Annotated in this window: 19 protein-coding genes; 11 read left to right on the forward strand and 8 right to left on the reverse strand. The window is 64.7% G+C overall.

Features of this window, described 5'->3' with window-relative positions; translation table 11 throughout:
- Positions 1–28 precede the first annotated feature (28 nt).
- From aguA to IN820_RS06970, 3 genes are all read right to left on the reverse strand, one after another.
- Positions 29–1,135, reverse strand: coding sequence for an agmatine deiminase (gene aguA / locus IN820_RS06960; RefSeq protein ID WP_193680275.1), 1,107 nt, complete (start codon positions 1,133–1,135; stop codon positions 29–31).
- Positions 1,136–1,204: 69 nt separating this feature from the next.
- Complete coding sequence (gene aguB, locus IN820_RS06965; RefSeq protein WP_193680276.1) at positions 1,205–2,086, reverse strand: N-carbamoylputrescine amidase; 882 nt, start codon at positions 2,084–2,086, stop codon at positions 1,205–1,207.
- A gap of 341 nt (positions 2,087–2,427) precedes the next feature.
- Positions 2,428–3,804, reverse strand: a complete 1,377-nt coding sequence (locus IN820_RS06970; RefSeq protein ID WP_193680277.1) for a glutamine synthetase family protein — start codon at positions 3,802–3,804, stop codon at positions 2,428–2,430.
- Positions 3,805–4,055: 251 nt separating this feature from the next.
- On the opposite strand from IN820_RS06970, the gene IN820_RS06975 reads away from it, so the two are divergent.
- The 9 genes from IN820_RS06975 to IN820_RS07010 all read left to right on the forward strand — a co-directional run bounded on the left by IN820_RS06975 (position 4,056) and on the right by IN820_RS07010 (position 13,604).
- Positions 4,056–4,802: a gamma-glutamyl-gamma-aminobutyrate hydrolase family protein gene (locus IN820_RS06975; protein WP_193680278.1), complete on the forward strand. Its 747-nt coding sequence runs from the start codon at positions 4,056–4,058 to the stop codon at positions 4,800–4,802.
- 30 nt (positions 4,803–4,832) lie between these two features.
- Positions 4,833–6,191, forward strand: a complete 1,359-nt coding sequence (locus IN820_RS06980; protein ID WP_193680279.1) for a glutamine synthetase family protein — start codon at positions 4,833–4,835, stop codon at positions 6,189–6,191.
- A 161-nt stretch (positions 6,192–6,352) separates the two neighbouring features.
- Complete coding sequence (locus IN820_RS06985) at positions 6,353–7,711, forward strand: aspartate aminotransferase family protein (RefSeq protein ID WP_193680280.1); 1,359 nt, start codon at positions 6,353–6,355, stop codon at positions 7,709–7,711.
- A 189-nt stretch (positions 7,712–7,900) separates the two neighbouring features.
- Positions 7,901–8,998, forward strand: a complete 1,098-nt coding sequence (locus tag IN820_RS06990; protein WP_193680281.1) for an extracellular solute-binding protein — start codon at positions 7,901–7,903, stop codon at positions 8,996–8,998.
- Positions 8,999–9,296: 298 nt separating this feature from the next.
- On the forward strand, positions 9,297–10,382 hold the full coding sequence (locus IN820_RS06995) for a polyamine ABC transporter substrate-binding protein (protein WP_193680282.1): 1,086 nt from the start codon (positions 9,297–9,299) through the stop codon (positions 10,380–10,382).
- A gap of 79 nt (positions 10,383–10,461) precedes the next feature.
- Positions 10,462–11,613, forward strand: a complete 1,152-nt coding sequence (locus tag IN820_RS07000) for an ABC transporter ATP-binding protein (protein ID WP_193680283.1) — start codon at positions 10,462–10,464, stop codon at positions 11,611–11,613.
- A complete protein-coding gene (locus IN820_RS07005) occupies positions 11,610–12,506 on the forward strand; it encodes an ABC transporter permease subunit (RefSeq protein ID WP_376779350.1) in 897 nt (298 codons plus the stop codon). The genes IN820_RS07000 and IN820_RS07005 overlap by 4 nt, the downstream gene beginning before the upstream one ends.
- Before the next feature lie 76 nt (positions 12,507–12,582).
- On the forward strand, positions 12,583–12,705 hold the full coding sequence (locus tag IN820_RS22765) for a hypothetical protein (protein WP_268939438.1): 123 nt from the start codon (positions 12,583–12,585) through the stop codon (positions 12,703–12,705).
- Entirely contained in the window at positions 12,702–13,604 is a 903-nt protein-coding gene (locus IN820_RS07010) for an ABC transporter permease subunit (protein ID WP_193680284.1), read from the forward strand. Before IN820_RS22765 ends, IN820_RS07010 begins: the two co-directional genes overlap by 4 nt.
- Positions 13,605–14,079: 475 nt before the next feature.
- Here IN820_RS07010 and IN820_RS07015 read toward each other — a convergent pair whose 3' ends face one another.
- Positions 14,080–14,649, reverse strand: coding sequence for a DUF6436 domain-containing protein (locus IN820_RS07015; RefSeq protein WP_193680285.1), 570 nt, complete (start codon positions 14,647–14,649; stop codon positions 14,080–14,082).
- Positions 14,650–14,737: 88 nt separating this feature from the next.
- Between IN820_RS07015 and IN820_RS07020 the strand changes: the two genes are divergently transcribed.
- Positions 14,738–15,676, forward strand: coding sequence for a phospholipase BipL (locus IN820_RS07020; protein ID WP_193680286.1), 939 nt, complete (start codon positions 14,738–14,740; stop codon positions 15,674–15,676).
- A 12-nt stretch (positions 15,677–15,688) separates the two neighbouring features.
- Here IN820_RS07020 and IN820_RS07025 read toward each other — a convergent pair whose 3' ends face one another.
- Positions 15,689–16,453 carry a DUF2059 domain-containing protein gene (locus IN820_RS07025; protein ID WP_193680287.1) on the reverse strand — a complete coding sequence of 255 codons (765 nt, stop codon included), beginning with the start codon at positions 16,451–16,453 and terminating at the stop codon, positions 15,689–15,691.
- A 163-nt stretch (positions 16,454–16,616) separates the two neighbouring features.
- Here IN820_RS07025 and IN820_RS07030 point away from each other — a divergent pair, with 163 nt between their 5' ends.
- On the forward strand, positions 16,617–17,225 hold the full coding sequence (locus IN820_RS07030) for a 2OG-Fe(II) oxygenase (RefSeq protein ID WP_193680288.1): 609 nt from the start codon (positions 16,617–16,619) through the stop codon (positions 17,223–17,225).
- Between the two features lie 259 nt (positions 17,226–17,484).
- On the opposite strand, the gene dctM is transcribed toward IN820_RS07030, so the two are convergent.
- From dctM to dctP, 3 genes are all read right to left on the reverse strand, one after another.
- Positions 17,485–18,765, reverse strand: coding sequence for a C4-dicarboxylate TRAP transporter large permease protein DctM (dctM, locus tag IN820_RS07035; protein ID WP_193680289.1), 1,281 nt, complete (start codon positions 18,763–18,765; stop codon positions 17,485–17,487).
- Complete coding sequence (locus tag IN820_RS07040; RefSeq protein ID WP_193680290.1) at positions 18,766–19,392, reverse strand: TRAP transporter small permease; 627 nt, start codon at positions 19,390–19,392, stop codon at positions 18,766–18,768.
- Positions 19,393–19,666: 274 nt separating this feature from the next.
- The gene (gene dctP, locus IN820_RS07045; protein WP_193680291.1) at positions 19,667–20,662 is read right to left on the reverse strand and encodes a C4-dicarboxylate TRAP substrate-binding protein DctP; all 996 of its coding nucleotides are present in this window, start codon (positions 20,660–20,662) and stop codon (positions 19,667–19,669) included.
- Between the last annotated feature and the right edge of the window lie 30 nt (positions 20,663–20,692).

Raw genomic sequence — 20,692 nt, forward strand, 5'->3', positions numbered from 1 at the left:
TTGGACGCGCGCGGGCGCCGCGGGTTCGTCAGCGCGCGAGCGGTGCCGGTTGCTGCTGGGTGATGCAGTGGATATTGCCGCCGCCGAGGAGGATTTCGCGGCCGGGCACCATCACCACCTGATGCTGCGGGAAGACCTCGGCGAGGATACGTTCCGCTTCGCCGTCCAGCGGGTCGCCGAAGACTGGCGCGATGATGCCGCCATTGACGATCAGGAAGTTCACGTAGCTGCCGGCCAGGCGGATGGACGGATCGCGCGGCTGGCTGCCGTCCAGCGCCGCCACGCCGGCACATTCCGCGGCGCTGGCATGCAGCGGGCCGGGGATCGGCATCCGGTGTACGCTGAGCGTCCGGCCGCGGGCGTCCCGGGCCTGCTCGAGCACCGCCATGGCGGCCTGGCAGCGTTCGAAGTTGGGATCGGCCGGGTCGTCGGTCCAGGCCAGCAGCACCTCGCCGGGGCGCACGAAACAGCAGAAGTTGTCGACGTGGCCGTCGGTCTCGTCGTTGTACAGGCCGTGCGGCAGCCAGATGATGGTGTCGACCGCCAGGTGCTCGCGCAGCACCTGCTCGATCTGTTCGCGCGAAAGATGCGGGTTGCGGTTGCGGTTGAGCAGGCATTCCTCGGTGGTGATCAGGGTACCTTCGCCGTCGACGTGGATCGAGCCGCCCTCGAGCACGAAGCCCTCGGTGCGATAGCGGTCGCAGCGTTCGATCTCGAGGATCTTCTGCGCCACTTCGTCGTCGCGCTGCCAGTCGGCGTAGAGCCCGCCTTCCAGCCCGCCCCAGGCGTTGAATGTCCAGTCCACACCGCGCAGCCCGCCCTTGCCGTCGATGACGAAGGTCGGGCCGGTGTCGCGCACCCAGGCGTCGTCGGTGCTCATTTCCACCAGGCGGATACGAGGATCGTCGAGCGCCGCGCGGGCGGTGTGGTACTGCTCGGCCGTGGCGCAGACGGTCACCGGCTCGAAGCGGGCGATGGCCTTTGCCACCGCGGCGAAGGCGGCCTGCGCCGGCGCGCCCTGCTCGCGCCAGTTGTCCGGGCGCTGTGGCCAGACCATCCAGGTCTGGCTGTGCGGCGCCCATTCGGCGGGCATGAAGTAGCCGTCGGTGCGCGGCGTGGTGGTCAGGGTAGTCATGGCGATGTCCGTGAATAGGGTGGAAAACGGCAGAGGACTTTTCCACCACAGGATTGCAAAAACGGTGGCTCAGGCGGAGGGCTGCGAGCCGTCCAGGGTCTTGATCGGGCCGTAGAGATTCGGCCGGCGGTCGCGGAATACGCCCCAGGCGCTGCGGATGTGCTCGAGCTGATCGAGATCGAATTCATGCACCAGCACGCCTTCGCTGGTCTGGTCCATTTCCTCGACCTTGGCGCCGAACTGGTCGGCGATGAACGACGAGCCGTAGAAGGTGATGTCGTAGCCGTCCTGTTCCTCGGTGCCGATGCGGTTGCTGGCGATCAGCGGCATCAGGTTGGCGCCGGCGTGGCCCTGCTGCACACGCTGCCAGTGGTCGCGCGAGGTGATGTTCGGGTCGTGCGGTTCGCTGCCGATGGCGGTGGGGTAGAACAGCAGCTCGGCGCCCATCAGCGCCATGCTGCGTGCGGTCTCGGGGAACCACTGGTCCCAGCAGATGGCCACGCCGATCTTCGCGTAGCGGGTGTTCCAGACCTTGAAGCCGGTGTCGCCGGGGTTGAAGTAGTACTTCTCGTGGTAGCCCGGACCGTCCGGGATATGGCTCTTGCGATAGACGCCGAGCAGCGTGCCGTCGGCGTCGATGATGGCGATGGAGTTGAAGCGCGCGCGCCCCGACAGCTCGAAGAAACTCACCGGCAGCACCACCTGCAGCTCGGCGGCGACCTTCTGGAAATGCTGGATGGCCGGGTTGTCCTCGACCGAGGTGGCCAGTTGCAGGTATTCCGGATTCGGCTTCTGGCAGAAGTAGGGGGTTTCGAACAGCTCCTGGATCAGGATGATCTGCGCGCCCTTGGCGGCGGCTTCGCGCACCAGCTTTTCGGCGTTGGCGATGTTCGCCTGGCGATCCCAGGAACAGGCCATCTGGGTGGCGGCGACGGTAACGGTACGGGACATGACGGCCTCGCTGGATTTGGGCTTTCGGAAATGGAGTGAATTCTAGGTGATAGAGCAGCTATAAGCTGCAAGCCACAAGCTTCAAGTAAAAGCGGAAAAGAGCAGCTTCAAGCTGCAAGCCATAAGCCGCAAGAAAAAGCTTGGCGAGCGTGGGTAACAGCCCGCGCACTGAATTGCTTGCAGCGCCGTAGGGTGGGCTTCAGCCCACCGCTTGGCCGGGTCACGCTTCACCGACCCGACGAGCGGAACCCGGTGGATGTAAGAAGCGACATCCACCCTACACTCGCTTGCAGCTTGCAGCTTGCAGCTTGCAGCTTGCAGCTTGCAGCTTGCAGCTGCTTTTAGACCGTATGCAGGTACCAGTTGTATTCCAGGTCCGAGATGGAGTGCTCGAATTCGGCCAGCTCGCTCTCCTTGCAGGCGACGAAGATGTCGATGTAGTCGGGGCTGATGTAGCGCGCCATGATCTCGCTGTCGTCCAGTTCGCGCAGGGCGTCGCGCAGGTTGGTCGGCAGGCTCTGCTCGACCTGCTCGTAGGAGTTGCCCTCGATCGGCTCGTCCGGCTCGATCTGGTTGGTCAGGCCGTGGTGCACCCCGGCGAGGATGCCCGCCAGCAGCAGGTAGGGGTTGGCGTCCGCGCCGGCCACGCGGTGTTCGATGCGCACGGCATCGGGGCTGTCGGTGGGTACGCGCAGCGCCACGGTGCGGTTGTCCATGCCCCAGCAGGGCGCGTTCGGCACGTAGAACTGGGCGCCGAAGCGGCGGTAGGAGTTGACGTTGGGGCAGAGGAAGGCCATGGATGCCGGCATGGTCTGCTGCAGGCCGCCGATGGCATGGCGCAGCGCCTGGCTTTCCAGCGGGTTCTCGGTGGCGAATATATTGTTGCCATTCTTGTCGAGCAGCGAGATGTGCACGTGCAGCCCGTTGCCGGCCTGACCCGGGTAGGGCTTGGCCATGAAGGTGGTGTCCATCTCGTGGTCGTAGGCGATGTTCTTGATCAGCCGCTTGAGCAGCACGGCGTAGTCGCAGGCCTTGATCGGATCGGCGACGTGGTGGAGGTTGACCTCGAACTGCGCCGGGGCGCTTTCCTTGACGATGGCGTCGGCGGGGATGCCCTGTTCCTTGGCGCCCTCGAGGATGTCCTGCAGACAGTCGACGTATTCGTCGAGATCGTCGATCAGGTAGACCTGGGTCGAGTGCGGGCGCTTGCCGGAAATCGGCGAGCGTGGCGGCTGCGGCCGGCCGTTGATGTTCTCCTGGTCGATCAGGTAGAACTCCAGCTCGAAGGCGGCGCAGATGGTCAGGCCGAGTTCGTCGAACTTGCTCACCACCTGGCGCAGCACTTCGCGCGGGTCGGCGAAGAACGGCGCGCCGTCGCGCTCGTGCATGGTCATCAGCAACTGCGCGGTGGGGCGCTTCTGCCAGGGCTCCTTGCAGAGCGTGTTGGGGATCGGGAAGCAGGTGCGGTCCGAGTCACCGATGTCCATGCCCAGCCCGGTGCTTTCCACGGTGATGCCGTTGATGTCCAGGGCGAACAGTGACGCGGGGAGGTTGATGCCCTTCTCGTAGACCTTGTGCAGGCTGGCGCGCTCGATGCGCTTGCCGCGCACGACTCCGTTCATGTCGGTGATCAGCAGGTCGACGTACTGAACCTCCGGGTGTTCCTTGAGAAATGCGTTCGCTTCGTTGAGCTGAACGGCACGCGGCGGCGGGGCCATGATGAAGTACCTTAATTGTTAAAAATTTCAATCATCAGATGCTTGTCTGCGAGTCAATCGAAAAGCCTCTGCGCTGTCAATAGCGGCACCCGGATGCCCCGTGAGTGCCCACATTGGGCCTATTTTGGGGCGGCTGGGGTTGGCGCGATACGCCGCGACAGAGGCGGATGCCAGCCGAGGCTGCGGGCTATTGTCTATAAAAATGAACAAGACTACTCTCCGGTATGCCTCATCCGACTAACGAGTATCCCATGCCTCGCATGCCCCTGATCGGCGTCTCGGCCTGCACCAAGCAAATCGGTTCCCACGCTTTCCATATCGCCGGCGACAAGTACCTGCGCGCCGCGGCGATCGCCGGCGTGCCGCTGGTGATCCCGGCCCTGGACGAACTGATCGACCCGGCCACCCTGTTGGAAAGCTTCGACGGCCTGCTGTTCACCGGCTCGCCGTCGAACGTCGAGCCCCATCATTATGGCGGGCCGGCGAGCGAGACGGGCACCCCACACGACCCGTCGCGCGATCGCCTCACCTTGCCGCTGATCCGCGCCGCGGTCGCGGCCGGCATTCCGGTGTTCGGCATCTGCCGTGGTTTCCAGGAAATGAACGTGGCCTTCGGCGGCAGCCTGCATCAGAAAGTCCACGAAGCCGGCCCCTATCAGGATCACCGCGAGCGTCCCGATGATCCGCTGGACGTGCAGTACGGCCTCAGCCATGCCTTGCACGTGCAGCCGGGCGGGCTGCTCGAGCGCCTCGGCCTGCCGGCGCAGATCCGCGTCAACTCGGTACACGGCCAGGGCGTCGCGCGTCTCGGCGACGGCCTGCGCATCGAAGCGCTGGCGCCGGACGGGCTGATCGAGGCGTTCTCCGTCGAGCATGCACGCAGCTTCGCCCTGGGCGTGCAGTGGCATCCGGAATGGAAGGTGCATGAGCACCCGCACTACCTGGCGCTGTTCCAGGGCTTCGCCGAAGCCTGCCGGGAGCATGCCCGAACACGCTGACGGTCGCCCCATCCCCAATTCGAGGTCATCATGAGTATCCAGCTCGACCAGCTCACCGGCTGGCTGAAAGAACGCAAGATCACCGAAGTGGAATGCCTGATCAGCGACCTGACCGGCATCGCCCGCGGCAAGATTTCACCGACCAACAAGTTCCTCGACGAGCGTGGCATGCGCCTGCCGGAAAGCGTGCTGCTGCAGACCGTGACCGGCGACTACGTCGAGGACGACATCTACTACGAGCTGCTCGATCCGGCGGACATCGACATGTTCTGCCGCCCGGACCCCAACGCGGTGTTCCTCGTGCCCTGGGCCATCGAGCCCACCGCCCAGGTGATCCACGATACCTACGACAAGATGGGCAACCCCATCGAGCTGTCGCCGCGCAACATTCTCAAGCGCGTGCTGAAGATGTACGCCGACAAGGGCTGGCAGCCGATCGTCGCGCCGGAGATGGAGTTCTACCTGACCAAGCGCTGCGAGGACCCGGACCTGCCGTTCCAGCCGCCGATCGGCCGTTCCGGCCGGCAGGAGACTGGCCGCCAGTCGTTCTCCATCGATGCGGCCAACGAGTTCGACCCGCTGTTCGAGGACATGTACGACTGGTGCGAGGCCCAGGGCCTGGACCTGGACACGCTGATCCACGAGGAAGGCACCGCGCAGATGGAAATCAATTTCCGTCACGGCGAGGCGCTGCACCTGGCCGACCAGATCCTGGTGTTCAAGCGCACCATGCGTGAGGCCGCGCTCAAGCACAACGTCGCCGCCACCTTCATGGCCAAGCCGATGACCGGCGAGCCGGGCAGCGCGATGCACCTGCACCAGAGCGTGATCGAGCTGGAAACCGGGCGCAACATCTTCTCCAACCCCGACGGCTCCATGAGCCAGCTGTTCCTGCACCACGTCGGCGGCCTGCAGAAGTACATCCCCGAGCTGCTGCCGATGTTCGCGCCGAACGTCAATTCGTTCCGCCGCTTTCTGCCCGATACCTCGGCGCCGGTGAACGTCGAGTGGGGCGAGGAGAACCGCACGGTGGGCCTGCGCGTGCCGGATTCCGACCCGCAGAACCGCCGGGTGGAGAACCGCCTGGCCGGCGCCGACGCCAACCCCTATCTGGCCATCGCGGCCAGCCTGCTGTGCGGCTACATCGGCATGGTCGAGCAGCTGCCGCCGAGCCAGCCGGTCAAGGGCCGCGGCTACGAGCGGCGCAACCTGCGCCTGCCGCTGACCCTGGAAGCGGCGCTGGAGCGCATGGAGAACTGCCGCGAGCTGGAAAAATACCTGAGTCCGAAATTCATCACCGGCTACGTCGCGGTCAAGCGTGCCGAGCAGGAGAACTACCACCGGGTGATCAGCTCCTGGGAACGCGAGTTCCTGATGCTCTCGGTCTGAAGAGCAGCTTCAAGCGGCAAGCTTCAAGCTGCAAGCAAGAACAAAACCGTAGGGTGGATGGCGCTTTTCCCATCCACCGATAAAGCACACACAGCCGTAGGGTGGATGACGCTTTCTTCATCCACCTTCAACGCACCGCACCAACGACCCGGAGGCGACCGATGAGCGATTCGCAAACCCTGCACTGGCAAGCCCTGAGCCGCGACCATCACCTGCCGCCGTTTACCGACTACAAGGCGCTGAACGCCAAGGGTACGCGCATCATCACCCGGGCCTCCGGCGTCTACCTGTGGGACAGCGAGGGGCACAAGATCCTCGACGCCATGGCCGGGCTCTGGTGCGTCAACGTCGGTTACGGCCGAGAGGAACTGGTCGAGGCGGCGGCGAAACAGATGCGCGAGCTGCCCTATTACAACCTGTTCTTCCAGACCGCGCACCCGCCGGCCGTGGCGCTGGCCAAGGCCATCGCCGACATCGCACCGGCGGGCATGAACCACGTGTTCTTCACCGGCTCGGGCTCGGAGGCCAACGACACCGTGCTGCGCATGGTGCGCCATTACTGGGCGATCAAGGGCCAGCCACAGAAGAAGGTGGTCATCGGCCGCTGGAACGGCTACCACGGCTCGACCGTCGCCGGCGTCAGCCTCGGCGGGATGAAGGCCATGCACGGCCAGGGCGATTTTCCCATTCCCGGCATCGAGCACATCGACCAGCCCTACTGGTACGGCGAGGGCGACGAGCTGTCCCCGGAGGAATTCGGCGTGCGCGTCGCCGAGCAACTGGAGCGCAAGATCCTCGAGGTGGGCGAAGACAATGTGGCGGCCTTCATCGCCGAGCCGATCCAGGGCGCTGGCGGCGTGATCATCCCGCCGGACAGCTACTGGCCGCGGATCAAGGAAATTCTCGCGCGCTACGACATCCTGTTCATCGCCGACGAGGTGATCTGCGGCTTCGGCCGTACCGGCGAATGGTTCGGCAGCGATCACTACGGCCTCACGCCGGACCTGATGCCCATCGCCAAGGGCCTGACCTCCGGCTACATCCCCATGGGCGGCGTGGTGGTGCGCGACGAAGTGGTGCAGACGCTCAACGAAGGCGGCGAGTTCTACCACGGCTTCACCTACTCGGGGCACCCGGTGGCCGCCGCGGTGGCGTTGGAAAACATCCGCATCCTGCGCGAGGAGAAGATCGTCGAGCGGGTCAAGGCGAAAACGGCACCTTATTTGCAGTCACGCTGGCAGGAACTGCTCGAACATCCGCTGGTGGGCGAGGCCCGTGGCGTCGGCATGCTCGGCGCGCTGGAGTTGGTGAAGAACAAGCGGACCCGCGAACGCTTCGCCGAGCCGGGCGTGGGCATGCTCTGTCGCGAGCACTGCTTCCGCAATGGCCTGGTGATGCGCGCGGTCGGCGACACCATGATCATCTCGCCACCGCTGGTGATCGATGAAGGCGAGATCGACGAGCTGATCGACAAGGTCAGGCGCTGCCTGGATGCGACGGCCAAGGACGCCCTGGGCTAAGGTTGTCGTTGTGCTGCCCGTGTGCGTTCGGCTTGTTGAAAAAGCGCCCCCGACCTTGCCAGACTGCGCGCGTGCTCATGGCCAGACCTACCGAGGGGTGTGTCGATGCCGGCACACCTCCAGGCCGCCGCGCTGTTCATGGCCTGTTCCACTGCCCCGACATTAACGATGACAACAGGAGCTGCACGGATGAATCCCTTTGCCAAGACCCTAATCGCCATGACGCTGGCCGGCACCGTCGCCGGGGCTGCGCAGGCCCAGGAAAAGGTACTGCACGTCTACAACTGGTCCGACTACATCGCCGAAGATACCCTGGAGAACTTCACCAAGGAAACCGGCATCAAGGTGGTCTACGACGTCTTCGACAGCAACGAAGTGCTGGAAGCCAAGCTGCTGGCCGGCAGCTCGGGCTATGACGTGGTGGTGCCGTCCAACCCCTTCCTGGCCAAGCAGATCAAGGCCGGCGTGTTCCAGAAGCTGGACAAGTCCAAGCTCTCCAACTGGGAAAATCTCGACAAGGACCTGCTCAAGGCGCTGGAGCCGAGCGACCCGGGCAACCAGTACTCGATCCCCTACATGTGGGGCACCATCGGCATCGGCTACAACGTCGACAAGGTCAAGGCCGTGCTCGGCGACAATGCACCGGTGGACTCCTGGGACCTGGTGTTCAAGCCGGAGAACATCGAGAAGCTGAAATCCTGCGGCGTCTCCTTCCTCGATTCGCCGACCGAAATCCTCCCCGCGGCGCTGCACTACCTGGGGCACGCGCCGGACAGCGGCAAGGCCGACGAGCTGAAGCAGGCCGAAGACCTGTTCATGCAGATTCGCCCGCACGTGGCCTACTTCCATTCCTCCAAGTACATCTCCGACCTGGCCAACGGCAACATCTGCGTCGCCATCGGCTATTCCGGCGACATCTACCAGGCCAAGTCGCGTGCCGAGGAAGCGGCCAACGGCGTCAACGTCGGCTACAACATTCCCAAGGAAGGCGCCGGCAGCTTCTTCGACATGCTGGCGATCCCGGCCGACGCGAAGAACGTCGACAATGCCCACGCCTTCCTCGACTACCTGATGAAGCCCGAGGTCATGGCATCGATCACCGACTACGTGCAGTTCCCCAACGGCAACGCCGCCGCGACCCCGCTGGTGGATGAGGCGATCCGCACCGACCCGGGCATCTACCCGAGCCAGGCGGTACTGCAGAAGCTCTACACCTTCCCGGACCTCGATCCGAAGACCCAGCGCACCATGACCCGCAGCTGGACCAAGATCAAATCCGGTCGTTGACCCTGCCGCGGCCGGGCTGCGTGCTTCATGCGCGCCCGGCCATGGCCGGACAGGCTCCAGTCGCCTGGCGCCGACCCGACAGCCCTGGCGCGACACGGTTCGCGCCGCGGCTGCCACCGCGAGGAAAAACGATGGAAACGCCTTTCCCGCCGTCCGTTAGCCGTTCCTGCGCGCCCTTTCCTTTCGCGACTGTGTTGGCAGTCGTGTCAAATCTATTGATTTTCAGAGGTTTTTCCAATAAACAGCCCGCCTTTCCCGTCGGGATGACGCGCGGCCTGTAACAAGAGGACTGATTTCCATGCGCTCGACCCTCAAGTCATTGATCATCGCCGCCACCGTAGCCGGCAGCGCCACCGCCCAGGCCGCCTCGGTGCATATCTATAACTGGTCCGATTACATCGGCGAAACGACGCTGGAGGAGTTCGAGAAGGAGACCGGCATCAAGCCCGTCTACGACGTCTTCGACTCCAACGAGACCCTCGAGGGCAAGCTGCTGGCTGGCCGCAGCGGCTACGACGTGGTGGTGCCGTCCAACCACTTCCTCGGCAAGCAGATCCGCGCCGGGGCCTTCCAGCCCTTGGACAAGAGCAAGCTGCCGAACTGGAGCAACCTCGACTCGGCATTGCTCAAGCAGTTGCAGAAGAACGACCCCGACAACGCCCATGCCGCGCCCTACCTGTGGGGCACCAATGGCATCGGCTACAACGTCGAGAAGGTCAAGGCGGCCCTCGGTGTCGACGAGATCGACTCCTGGGCGGTGATCTTCGAGCCGGAGAATGCGGCGAAGCTGGCCAGCTGCGGCATCGCCTTCCTCGACTCGGCCGACGAGATGATCCCGGCCATGCTCAACTACCTGGGGCTGGACCCCAACAGCGAGGATGCGGCCGATTACCAGAAGGCCGAGGAAAAACTGCTGGCGGTGCGCCCGCACGTGCGTTATTTCCACTCGTCCAAATACATTTCCGATCTTGCCAATGGCAACATCTGCGTCGCCGCCGGATTCTCCGGCGACGTGTTCCAGGCCGCCGCGCGAGCCGAGGAAGCCGGCAAGGGCATCGAGATCGCCTATGCCATTCCCAAGGAGGGCGGCAACCTCTGGTTCGACATGCTCGCCATCCCCGCCGACGCCGATAACGTCGAGGAAGCGCATGCGTTCATCGACTACCTGCTGCGCCCCGAGGTGATCGCCGCGGTGAGCGACTATGTCGGTTACGCCAACCCCAACCTCAAGGCGGGCGAGCTGATGGATCAGGAGGTGCGCGAGGACGAATCGATCTATCCGCCGCAGGACGTGCTCGATCGTCTCTACGTCTCGGCGGAGCTTTCGCCGAAGACCCAGCGCCTGATGACCCGCAGCTGGACCAAGGTCAAATCCGGCAAGTGAACCCTCGGGCGCCTCGCGCCCGAACCTATACCTCTATCCGGCCGTGGCCGGGCCAACCTTTCATTTCGGGAGTTCGCGCATGGCCGTTGCCTCCAGCGCCTACAAGAAAGCCCTCAGCGGCGGGAGCAAGAACAAGCAGGTGCTGCTGAAGATCGACCGCGTCACCAAGAAGTTCGACGAAACGGTGGCGGTCGACGACGTCTCGGTGAGCATCCACCAGGGTGAGATATTCGCCCTGCTCGGCGGCTCGGGCTCGGGCAAGTCGACCCTGCTGCGCATGCTCGCCGGCTTCGAGCGGCCCACCGAGGGGCGCATCTTCCTCGACGGCCAGGACATCACCGACCTGCCGCCCTACGAGCGGCCGATCAACATGATGTTCCAGTCCTATGCGCTGTTCCCGCACATGAGCGTGGAGCAGAACATCGCCTTCGGCCTCAAGCAGGACGGCCTGGCCAAGGACGAGATCGCCGAACGCGTCAAGGAGATGCTCGGCCTGGTGCAGATGACCCAGTACGCCAAGCGCAAGCCGCACCAGCTCTCCGGCGGCCAGCGCCAGCGCGTGGCGCTGGCGCGTTCGCTGGCCAAGCGGCCGAAGCTGCTGCTGCTCGACGAGCCGATGGGCGCGCTGGACAAGAAATTGCGCTCGCAGATGCAGCTGGAGCTGGTGCAGATCATCGAGCGCGTCGGCGTGACCTGCGTGATGGTGACCCACGACCAGGAAGAGGCCATGACCATGGCCGAACGCATCGCCATCATGCACCAGGGCTGGATCGCCCAGGTCGGCAGCCCGATGGACATCTACGAGACCCCGGCGAGCCGCCTGGTCTGCGAATTCATCGGCAACGTCAACCTGTTCGACGGCGAGCTGATCGAGGACGCCGAGGACCACGCGGTGATCGCCTGCCCGCAACTGGAACGGCCGATCTATGTCGGCCACGGCATCAGCACCCGGGCCGAAGACAAGCGCGTGACCTTCGCCCTGCGCCCCGAGAAGCTGCTGATGAGCCTCGACCGGCCGGAGCTTGAGCTGCCCGACTACAACTGGGTGCAGGGCACCGTGCACGACATCGCCTACCTCGGCGGCCACTCGGTGTACTACATCAAGCTGGAGTCGGGGATGCTGCTGCAGGCCTTCGTCGCCAATGCCGAACGCCACGTGAAATGGCCGACCTGGGAAGAGCAGGTCTACCTGCACTGGCTCAGCGACAGCGGCGTGGTGCTGCAGGCATGAGCCGGGTACGGCTGAACAGCGGGCGCCGACTGGTCATCGGCGTACCCTTCCTGTGGCTGATGCTGTTCTTCCTGCTGCCGTTCGCCATCGTACTGAAGATCAGCTTCTCCGAGGCCGACGTGGCGATCCCGCCATACACGGAGATCTTCAGCTACGCCGAGCAGCAGCTGCAGGTGCTGATCAACCTGGGCAACTACATCTTCCTCAGCGAGGACGACCTCTACCTGGCCGCCTATGCCGGCTCGCTGAAGATCGCCTTCTTCAGCACCCTGCTGTGCCTGCTGATCGGCTACCCGATGGCCTATGCCATCGCCCGGGCGCGCAAGGACCTGCAGACGGTGCTGTTGCTGCTGATCATGATGCCGACCTGGACCGCGATCCTGATCCGCGTCTACGCCTGGATGGGCATCCTCAGCAGCAATGGCCTGCTCAACAGCCTGCTGCTGGGCATCGGGCTGATCGATTCGCCGCTGCAGATCCTCAACACCGACCTGGCGGTGTACATCGGCGTGGTCTATTCCTACCTGCCGTTCATGATCTTGCCGCTTTACGCCAACCTGGTGAAGCACGATACCAGCCTGCTGGAAGCCGCGTCCGACCTGGGCGCGCGCAACATCACCAGCTTCTGGAAGATCACCGTGCCGCTGTCGAAGAACGGCATCATCGCCGGCTGCATGCTGGTGTTCATCCCGGTGGTGGGCGAGTTCGTCATCCCCGAACTGCTCGGCGGCCCGGAGACGCTGATGATCGGCAAGGTGCTCTGGCAGGAGTTCTTCAACAACCGCGACTGGCCGGTGGCCTCGGCGCTGGCGGTGGTGATGCTGGCGATCCTGCTGGTGCCGATCATCCTCTTCAACCGGAACCAAGCCAAGGAATTGGAGGGCAAGCTATGACCGACCCATACCGTGGCCTGTCCTCTTCAACCGGCTTTTCATCCGGAAGCATGGCCAAAGAGCTGGAGGGCAAACTATGATCGCGACCGTAGGAACCAGCTTGCTGGCGATCCCGGATGGCGCGAACGCCCGCAATCGCAAGCAGGCGCGCGCCTACGAGGCCCCTGCCCGTTCGACGTCTCCCGAGGGCACGCCATGAAACGCTGGAGCTTTTCCAACCTGATCCTGGTGCTCGGGTTGGTGTTCATCTACCTGCCGATGGTGATCCTGGTCATCTACTCGTTCAACGCCTCGCGGCTGGTCACGGTGTGGGGCGGCTGGTCGCTGCGCTGGTACGCCGGCCTGCTCGACAACACCCAGCTGATGGGCGCGGTGATGCGCTCGCTGGAAATCGCCGCCTACACCGCGATCGCCGCGGTGGCGCTGGGCACCATGGCCGCCTTCGTGCTCACGCGGATTCCGGTGTTCCGCGGTCGCACGCTGTTCGGCGGGCTGGTCACCGCGCCGCTGGTGATGCCCGAGGTGATCACCGGCCTGTCGCTGCTGCTGCTGTTCGTCGCCATGGCCCAGCTGATCGGCTGGCCGGCGCAACGCGGGCTGGTGACCATCTGGATCGCCCATACCACCTTCTGCTCGGCCTACGTGGCGGTGGTGGTGATGGCGCGCCTGCGCGAGCTGGACCAGTCCATCGAGGAAGCGGCGATGGACCTCGGCGCGCGGCCGTGGAAGGTGTTCTTCCTGATCACCATGCCGATGATCGCGCCGTCGCTGGCGGCCGGCGGCATGCTGTCGTTCGCCCTGTCGCTGGACGACCTGGTGCTGGCCAGCTTCGTCTCCGGGCCGGGTTCGACCACGTTGCCGATGGAAATCTTCTCCGCCGTGCGCCTGGGCGTGAAGCCGGAGATCAACGCCGTCGCCAGCCTGATCCTGCTCACCGTGTCGCTGGCGACCTTCCTCGCCTGGTACCTCACCCGCCGCGCCGAGAAGCGCCGCATCCGCGCCATGCAGCAGGCGGCGGACGAGGGCAACGGCGTATCGACATGGCGTCAGGCAATCGACAGCCGCAAGGTGCTCGTACCGCCCTCGGCACATAGCTGAGCCGCGAGGGCATCGGTCGCAGGTTGGGTGGGGGCGCCTAGCCTGAGCGTAGCGAAGCCCAACGAGCGGAGGTCGTGCATCGCCTCCGTGTGTGTTGGGCTTCGGCGCTACGCCGCCCGACCCGACGTACGGCTCCGCCCGTGGGGCGAGCTGTGATGCAGCGCTACCGGCCGCCCGACGTGCGTTCTTGGCTCAGGCCGTCGCCACGGCCTTGCGCCCGACCACGAAACCGCATGCGCCGGCGACGAGGGTATGCCGCCGAGCTCGATTCGTCCTGGACGGGCAGAGCGCAGGATGGCGCCTCGCCGCCCTTGCACGGGTCGTTGCGCTGGTCGTTATCGGGGGAAAAGATGGATGGTGTGGACGTGGCGCTCGGGATCGCCGCTCATCCGCCGGTGAAGATCGCCGGGCACTGGCCAGTCATTATCACGTGTCCGCAATCAGGGTCTGCTAGGCAGGGCTGCCTGGGCTGCGCTCATTGCTGCCAGTCGCAGAAGCAGGCCACCGCCAGCGAATGGGTGGCGCGAACCGTGCGCCCGGCGAGCACCGCTTCGAGGATGGGCTCGACGAAACTGTTGTCCGAACTGCACACCGCGCCTTCGCTGTAGGGGCCGATATAGACCAGCTCGCCGCTCGTATCCCAGATCCCCACCGCCGGGCTGGCCGGCAACTGCTCCGCGCCGGCGAGGCCTTCGAGCGGCTTCAGCGCGGCCAGTGGTTCGGGCAGGCGGCCCTTGCTGCCGGGCTTGCGCACCTCGTAGAACGCCACCGGCTGTCCGCGAAAGCGCGCCAGCAGCTCTTCCAGATGCCGCTGGTTGCCGACATTGCAGGGGCAGCCGGGGTCCCAGAAATGCACGAAGCGCACCGGCCCCGAGCCTTGCAGTTCGCTGGGGAGCATCAGCATGTCGCCGGAAAACAGTTCGGCGCGTTCGCCCTCGAAGGTGCGCAGGTAGCGCGCTTCGAACCACTGGAAGGCGGCCAGCATGGCGCCGGCCCAGAGCAGGGCGATCAGTGCGGCGACCAGGTATTTGCGGCGGGTACTCATGGGGGAACTCTGCTTGCGGGTGCGCAAGCTTGCCATGGCGCGGCGCAGAGCTGAATATCCCGAGGCAACGCAACCCGAAAGAATACCCATGCCCGCGCGTATCCAGCCCGAGCGCTTGCGCAACGGCCTGCCCTCGTTGTCCCAGGCTGTCGAAGCATCCGCCGAAACTCTCGAATACCAGGCCTACTACGGCCTGGACCTGCCGCGCCGGCGCAATGTCCAGCGTCGCCTGGGACGCTTTCGCGTGCACGACTACGATGTGGTCGCCCAGGCCTGGTGGCCGGAGCAGCCGCATGCCAGCCTGCTGATCCTGCACGGCTATTACGACCACATGGGGTTGTACCGGCACGTGGTGGACTGGGGGCTAGAGATGGGCTTCGCCGTGCTGGCCTGCGACCTGCCGGGGCACGGGCTGTCCAGCGGCCCGCGGGCCAGCATCAACGAGTTCGACGAGTATCAGGCGGTGCTGGCCGGGCTGTTCGAACAGGCACGGCAGGTGGATCTGCCGCGACCCTGGCATCTGCTCGGGCAGAGCACGGGAGGCGCCATCGCCCTCGACCACCTCCTGCACCGGGCGGACAACCCCGACCTGGGCCGCACCATCCTGCTGGCGCCGTTGATCCGCCCGCGGGCCTGGCTGCGCTCGCGGCTCAGCTACGAGCTGGTACGGCGTTTCGTAAGGCAGATTCCCCGGACCTTCAGCGACAACTCCGGCGATCCGGACTTTCTCGAGTTCATCCAGAGCCGCGACCCGCTGCAGCCGGACATCCTGCCCACGGCCTGGGTCGGTGCCCTGTCACGCTGGATTCCGCGCATCGAGAATGCACCGGGCAGCGCCCACTCGCCGCTGATCATCCAGGGCGAGGCGGACATGACCGTGGACTGGCGATACAACCTGCCGGTGCTGGAAAGCAAGTTCGCCGCGGCGGAAATCCTTCGGCTGCCCGACGCGCGCCATCACCTGGTGAACGAGCGCGAAGAGCTGCGCCGGGACTATTTCGACTTCCTGCGCGAGCGCCTGCAGTAGCGCGGCACCGGCTCAGATGCCCTGCTGCGGCTGCAGGTCGCTGCTGCTCATGCCCACCGCCAGCCCCGCCCGCAGCGCCTGCAGGGCGGCCTGGTAATAGGCCTGGCCGGCGTCGGATTGCGCGAACTGCAGGAATTGCTCCAGCTCGGCGTCGGACAGGTCGCGATAGACATACAGCAGGGTGTTGTCCAGATCGGCATCGATCTGCTCGATCATGCGCTGGCGTTGAGTGCCCAACAGGCTCTGCGCCTGCCCCCCGCCGAGCAGGCCGGGCATCATCTGGCTGAGGCTGTCGGCGGCGACGCCGGCAAGCGCCAGGCTGACCTCGGCGCCGGCCTCGCTGGCCGGAATGGCATGGGCCAGGTGGCGGATCAGCAGCTGGCGATTGCTCCCGGCATCCATCCGCGGCAGACCGCCGGAATGGCGCGCCAGTTGCTCGCGGCGGGCGGCGAGCACTTCGGCCGAGACGATCTTGCGGCCCAGCGGCGACTGGAAGAACGCCAGCGCCGGCTGCGGCTCCTGCAGGTTCTCGCGTAACGCCCGCAGCGCGCGCTGATCGATGGCGTGAGAGGCGAAGCGGCGGTTGCTGTTGGTGACCAGCGCCTGGAACACCGCCGGCGGCAGGGTCTCCTGGTAGCGCTGCTGGGCGGCGGTCAGGGCATCGGCGAAATTGGCTCGCTGTTCGGTCCAGCCGGCGGTTTCGTAGAGCTCTTCATGGATATCGGCGAAGCTGGCGAGGCTGAAGCACAGCAGTACACAGGCTAAGAGGGCGCGCATGGAAACTCCTGTCTGGCGGGCGGTTTATTTTCAGTGCCCCGACGTATGCTTGTCGAGGCGCGAAAGTGCTGTTGCCGGTGTCTGTTGAGAGTGCAGCAACGCAGCTTGTGGCGGAGTCGCAACAGACCCTAGACTCGTTCGGTATCCCTTCGGAGTCACTTCCTTGCCGTTCTCTTCGATCATCGACGACCTGGCCGAGCGCGGCTGGTCGCTGCAGCGTTCCTTCCTTTCCAGTGATGTGACCCACGAGCTGGCCGACGAGTGCCGCAGGCGCGAGGCTGAGGGTGCCCTGGCGCCGGCCGGGGTCGGCCGCGGCGAGGCGCAGGCGGTGCGCGAAGGCATCCGGGGCGATCAGATCCAGTGGCTGGAAGCCGGCCAGTCAGCCGTTTGCGATGACTATCTGCAACTGATGGACGAGCTGCGGCAGGCGCTGAACCGCGAGCTGTTCCTCGGGCTGGAAGAATTCGAGTGCCATTTCGCCTTCTATCCGCCGGGAGCGTTCTACCAGACGCACCTGGATCGCTTCCGCGATGACGACAGCCGCTGCGTCACCGCGGTGCTCTATCTCAATCCGGACTGGCAGGCAGAGCACGGTGGGGCGCTGCGTATGCATTTCGCCGATGGGGCGCAGTCGGACATCCCGCCGCTGGCGGGCAATCTGGTGGTGTTTCTTTCTGGCGAGTTCCCCCATGAGGTGCTGGAAACCCAGGTTGATCGGCTATCGCTGACCGGCTGGTTTCGACGGCGCCCGGCCGATGTGCTGGCGCTCTGATTCCAAAAGAGGGCTTTGGTATCCGGACTCCGTTTCGATCCGGCACCGCTCGGCCTCCTGACAGGATTCGAGTCCGAGTTGCCTGACATTTGCTCTTCGTGATGAGGGGCGCAAAGCAGGATGCGCACCACATGCAGCGGAGCCCGGTGGTGCGCGAAGCGCATCCTGTGGAAAGTCCGTGCCGCCGGGTGAAAATCCCCCAGACAAAAAAAGCCCGGCATACGCCGGGCAAAATGAAAAAAGAGAGCAGTCCGAACGGCTACATGCCCAGCCAGTTCGGCAGTGCCAGGGAAATCGACGGCACGTAGGTGATGATCACCAGGAAGCTCAGCATCAGCGCCAGCCATGGCAATACTGCGCGGATCACCTGGGTGACCGGCATGCCGGTCACCGCCGAGGCGACGAACAGGTTCAGCCCCACCGGTGGCGTGATCAGGCCGATCTCCATGTTCACCACCATGATGATGCCCAGGTGGATCGGATCGATGCCCAGTTGGATGGCGATCGGGAACAGGATCGGCGCCAGGATCAGAATGATCGCCGAGGGCTCCATGAAGGCGCCGGCCACCAGCAGCACGATGTTCACCACCAGCAGGAACATCCACGGCTGCAGGCCGGCCTCGATCACCCAGGCGGTGATCGCCTGCGGGATCTGTTCGGTGGTCAGCACGTGGGCGAAGAGCATGGCGTTGGCGATGATGAACATCAGCATGATCGACAGTTTGCCCGACTCCAGCACTACCTTCGGGCATTCACGCCAGGTCAGGTCCTTGTACACGAACAGTGCGATGAAGGCCGAGTACACCGCCGCCACGGCCGCCGCTTCGGTCGGCGTGAACATACCGGAGTAGATGCCGCCGAGGATGATCACCATCAGCAGCAGGCCCCAGATCGCCTTGCGTGCGGCGGAGAGCCATTCGCGGAAGGATGCGCGCGGCAGGGCCGGCAGGTTCTTCTTCACCGCGATGATGTAGATCGCCACCATCAGTGCCAGGCCGAGCAGGATGCCCGGCACCACGCCGGCCATGAACAGCTTGCCGACCGAAGTCTCGGTGGCGGCGGCATAGACCACCATCACCACCGATGGCGGGATCAGGATGCCCAGGGTACCGGCGTTGCAGACGATGCCGGCACCGAAGGCCTGCGGGTAGCCGGAGCGCACCATGCCGGCGATGGCGATGGAGCCGACCGCGGCCACCGTGGCCGGCGACGACCCGGACAGCGCGGCGAACAGCATGCACGCCAGCACCGCGCCGATCGCCAGGCCGCCACGGATGTGGCCGACGCAGGCGTTGGCGAAGTCGATCAGCCGACGGGCCACGCCGCCGGTGGTCATGAAGGCGCCGGCGAGCAGGAAGAACGGAATCGCCAGCAGGGTGTAGTGCTCGGAGGTCTCGAACAGCTTGATCGCCAGCGAACGCACCGAGTCCTGGCTGAAGATCATGATCGTCAGCGAACCGGCCAGACCGAGGGAGACGGCCACCGGCACGCCGATGAACATCAGCGCGAAGAGGGCGACGAACAGGAACAGGATGGTCATTTACTTGGGCTCCTCTTCGCCGAGCTTGATCGCGTCGGCCGCTTCATCGGCCAGGCCGAGTCCGGTCTGCTCGTTGCGCAGGATGCGCACGAAGATTTCGGCGAAACGGATGAACACCATGGCGAAGCCGAACGGCACGATCAGGCCGATGTGCCACTGCTTGATGCCGATGTGGCCCAGGTCCTCGGCGCCGATGTTGGCGATGAACAGGGTCTGGATCCATTCGAAGCTGGCTACGGTCAGCAGGCCGGCATAGCCCAGGCAGAACAGGCAGGCGATGATGCCGATGACGCGCTGGATGTGTCGTGGCGCCAGCTTGACCAGCGCATCGACGCCGATATGGCCGGCGGTGCGTACGCCATAGGCGAGACCGGAGAAGATCAGCCAGGCGAACAGCGCCTTGGTCAGTGCGGTGCTCCAGGTCATCGATTGAGCCAGACCGATGATGAAGTCGCCGATGGCGAACCAGAAATCGGCGGTCCCTTCGAACCGGTCGCCGAGATCATAGAAGAGCGTATAGAGATTGTTGAGGATCACGTAGACGAAGGTCACCAGTGTCATGGCGGCCAGCAGGAAGGCGATGAAGGCTTCCTCGAAGTGGTCCCAGACGCGCCAGAGGGCGTTCATGGATGACATCTCCCGATGGACTGCTGTTGTTGTATCGAAGGCGACACGGACGGTGCGCCATGAACCAACCGGTGTGGCTGGAGGACAGAGCAATGAAAAACTCTTGTTGTCGCGATCGAAGCGGCGCGGCCCGGGATCGCCTTGGCCTTGCCTTCCTGCCCTGGTGCGGGCTTCGCCTTCGCTAGCTGCTTTGTTTTTTCACTGAGCTGTCGGGTGTCGCATGGTGGTACGGCAGAGGGACGGGCGAGCGCGGCCCGCCCGTCCCCGGCAAGGCTTATTGGGCCTGGTTGGCCGCTTCGGCGGCCTGGATCAGGTCAGCACCGATGTCGCCTTCGAACTTCTTCCAGACCGGCTTCATGGCTTCGCGCCACATTTCACGCTGCTCCGGGGTCAGATCGATGATTTCGGTGGTGCCGGCGTCAAGGATGCGCTGCTTGTCGCCCTGGTTCAGCTCGTCAGCCTGCTGGTTCACCGCGACGGTCACTTCGTTCAGGATGTTTTCCAGCTCGCCGCGTACGTCAGCCGGCAGACCGTTCCAGAACTTGGTGTTGGTGATCACCATGTAGTCCAGCAGACCGTGGTTGGACTCGGTGATGTACTTCTGTACTTCGTGCATCTTCTGCGAGTAGATGTTCGAGTACGGGTTCTCGGCACCGTTGACCACGCCGGTCTGCAGGCCCTGATAGACCTCGGCGAAGCTCATCTTGCGCGGGTTGGCGCGTACGGCCTTGAACTGCTCGTCCAGCACGGCGGAAGCCTGTACGCGGAACTTCAGGCCACGGGCGTCCTTCGGCTCGCGCAGCGGCTTGTTGGCCGACAGCTGCTTCATGCCGTTGTGCCAGTAGCCCAGGCCGGTGATGTTCTTGTCTTCCATGGAGCGCAGCAGCTTTTGGCCGGCCTCGCCCTTCTGGAAGCGGTCGACCGCCTCGATGTCGTTGAACAGGAACGGCAGATCGAAGACCTGTACGCCCTTGGAGTAGTGTTCGAACTTGGCCAGGGAGGGGGCGATCAACTGCACGTCGCCCAGCAACAGGGCTTCCATTTCCTTGCCGTCACCGAACAGCGAGGAGTTCGGGTAAACCTGAACCTCGACCTTGCCGGCCAGACGCTCTTCCACCAGCTTCTTGAACATCAGGGCGCCCTGGCCTTTCGGCGTGTTTTCGGCGACCACGTGGGAGAACTTGATGGTGATCGGGTCGGCCGCCTGGGCCAGACCAGCGATGCTCAGCGACAGGGCGCATGCCAGCGCCTTGGCAGTCAGTTTGAACATTAGACGTTTCCTCTTGTTGTGGGTGAGGCG

Source organism: Pseudomonas lopnurensis, assembly GCF_015070855.1.
In the GTDB taxonomy this organism is placed as follows: domain Bacteria; phylum Pseudomonadota; class Gammaproteobacteria; order Pseudomonadales; family Pseudomonadaceae; genus Stutzerimonas; species Stutzerimonas lopnurensis.

Excerpts from the sequence above, each read along its gene's own strand:
- aguA (WP_193680275.1), bottom strand. The coding sequence starts at position 1,135 with ATGACTACCCTGACCACCACGCCGCGCACCGACGGCTACTTCATGCCC.
- aguB (WP_193680276.1), bottom strand. The coding sequence starts at position 2,086 with ATGTCCCGTACCGTTACCGTCGCCGCCACCCAGATGGCCTGTTCCTGG.
- IN820_RS06970 (WP_193680277.1), bottom strand. The coding sequence starts at position 3,804 with ATGGCCCCGCCGCCGCGTGCCGTTCAGCTCAACGAAGCGAACGCATTT.
- IN820_RS06975 (WP_193680278.1), top strand. The coding sequence starts at position 4,056 with ATGCCTCGCATGCCCCTGATCGGCGTCTCGGCCTGCACCAAGCAAATC.
- IN820_RS06980 (WP_193680279.1), top strand. The coding sequence starts at position 4,833 with ATGAGTATCCAGCTCGACCAGCTCACCGGCTGGCTGAAAGAACGCAAG.
- IN820_RS06985 (WP_193680280.1), top strand. The coding sequence starts at position 6,353 with ATGAGCGATTCGCAAACCCTGCACTGGCAAGCCCTGAGCCGCGACCAT.
- IN820_RS06990 (WP_193680281.1), top strand. The coding sequence starts at position 7,901 with ATGAATCCCTTTGCCAAGACCCTAATCGCCATGACGCTGGCCGGCACC.
- IN820_RS06995 (WP_193680282.1), top strand. The coding sequence starts at position 9,297 with ATGCGCTCGACCCTCAAGTCATTGATCATCGCCGCCACCGTAGCCGGC.
- IN820_RS07000 (WP_193680283.1), top strand. The coding sequence starts at position 10,462 with ATGGCCGTTGCCTCCAGCGCCTACAAGAAAGCCCTCAGCGGCGGGAGC.
- IN820_RS07005 (WP_376779350.1), top strand. The coding sequence starts at position 11,610 with ATGAGCCGGGTACGGCTGAACAGCGGGCGCCGACTGGTCATCGGCGTA.
- IN820_RS22765 (WP_268939438.1), top strand. The coding sequence starts at position 12,583 with ATGATCGCGACCGTAGGAACCAGCTTGCTGGCGATCCCGGATGGCGCG.
- IN820_RS07010 (WP_193680284.1), top strand. The coding sequence starts at position 12,702 with ATGAAACGCTGGAGCTTTTCCAACCTGATCCTGGTGCTCGGGTTGGTG.
- IN820_RS07015 (WP_193680285.1), bottom strand. The coding sequence starts at position 14,649 with ATGAGTACCCGCCGCAAATACCTGGTCGCCGCACTGATCGCCCTGCTC.
- IN820_RS07020 (WP_193680286.1), top strand. The coding sequence starts at position 14,738 with ATGCCCGCGCGTATCCAGCCCGAGCGCTTGCGCAACGGCCTGCCCTCG.
- IN820_RS07025 (WP_193680287.1), bottom strand. The coding sequence starts at position 16,453 with ATGCGCGCCCTCTTAGCCTGTGTACTGCTGTGCTTCAGCCTCGCCAGC.
- dctM (WP_193680289.1), bottom strand. The coding sequence starts at position 18,765 with ATGACCATCCTGTTCCTGTTCGTCGCCCTCTTCGCGCTGATGTTCATC.
- IN820_RS07040 (WP_193680290.1), bottom strand. The coding sequence starts at position 19,392 with ATGAACGCCCTCTGGCGCGTCTGGGACCACTTCGAGGAAGCCTTCATC.
- dctP (WP_193680291.1), bottom strand. The coding sequence starts at position 20,662 with ATGTTCAAACTGACTGCCAAGGCGCTGGCATGCGCCCTGTCGCTGAGC.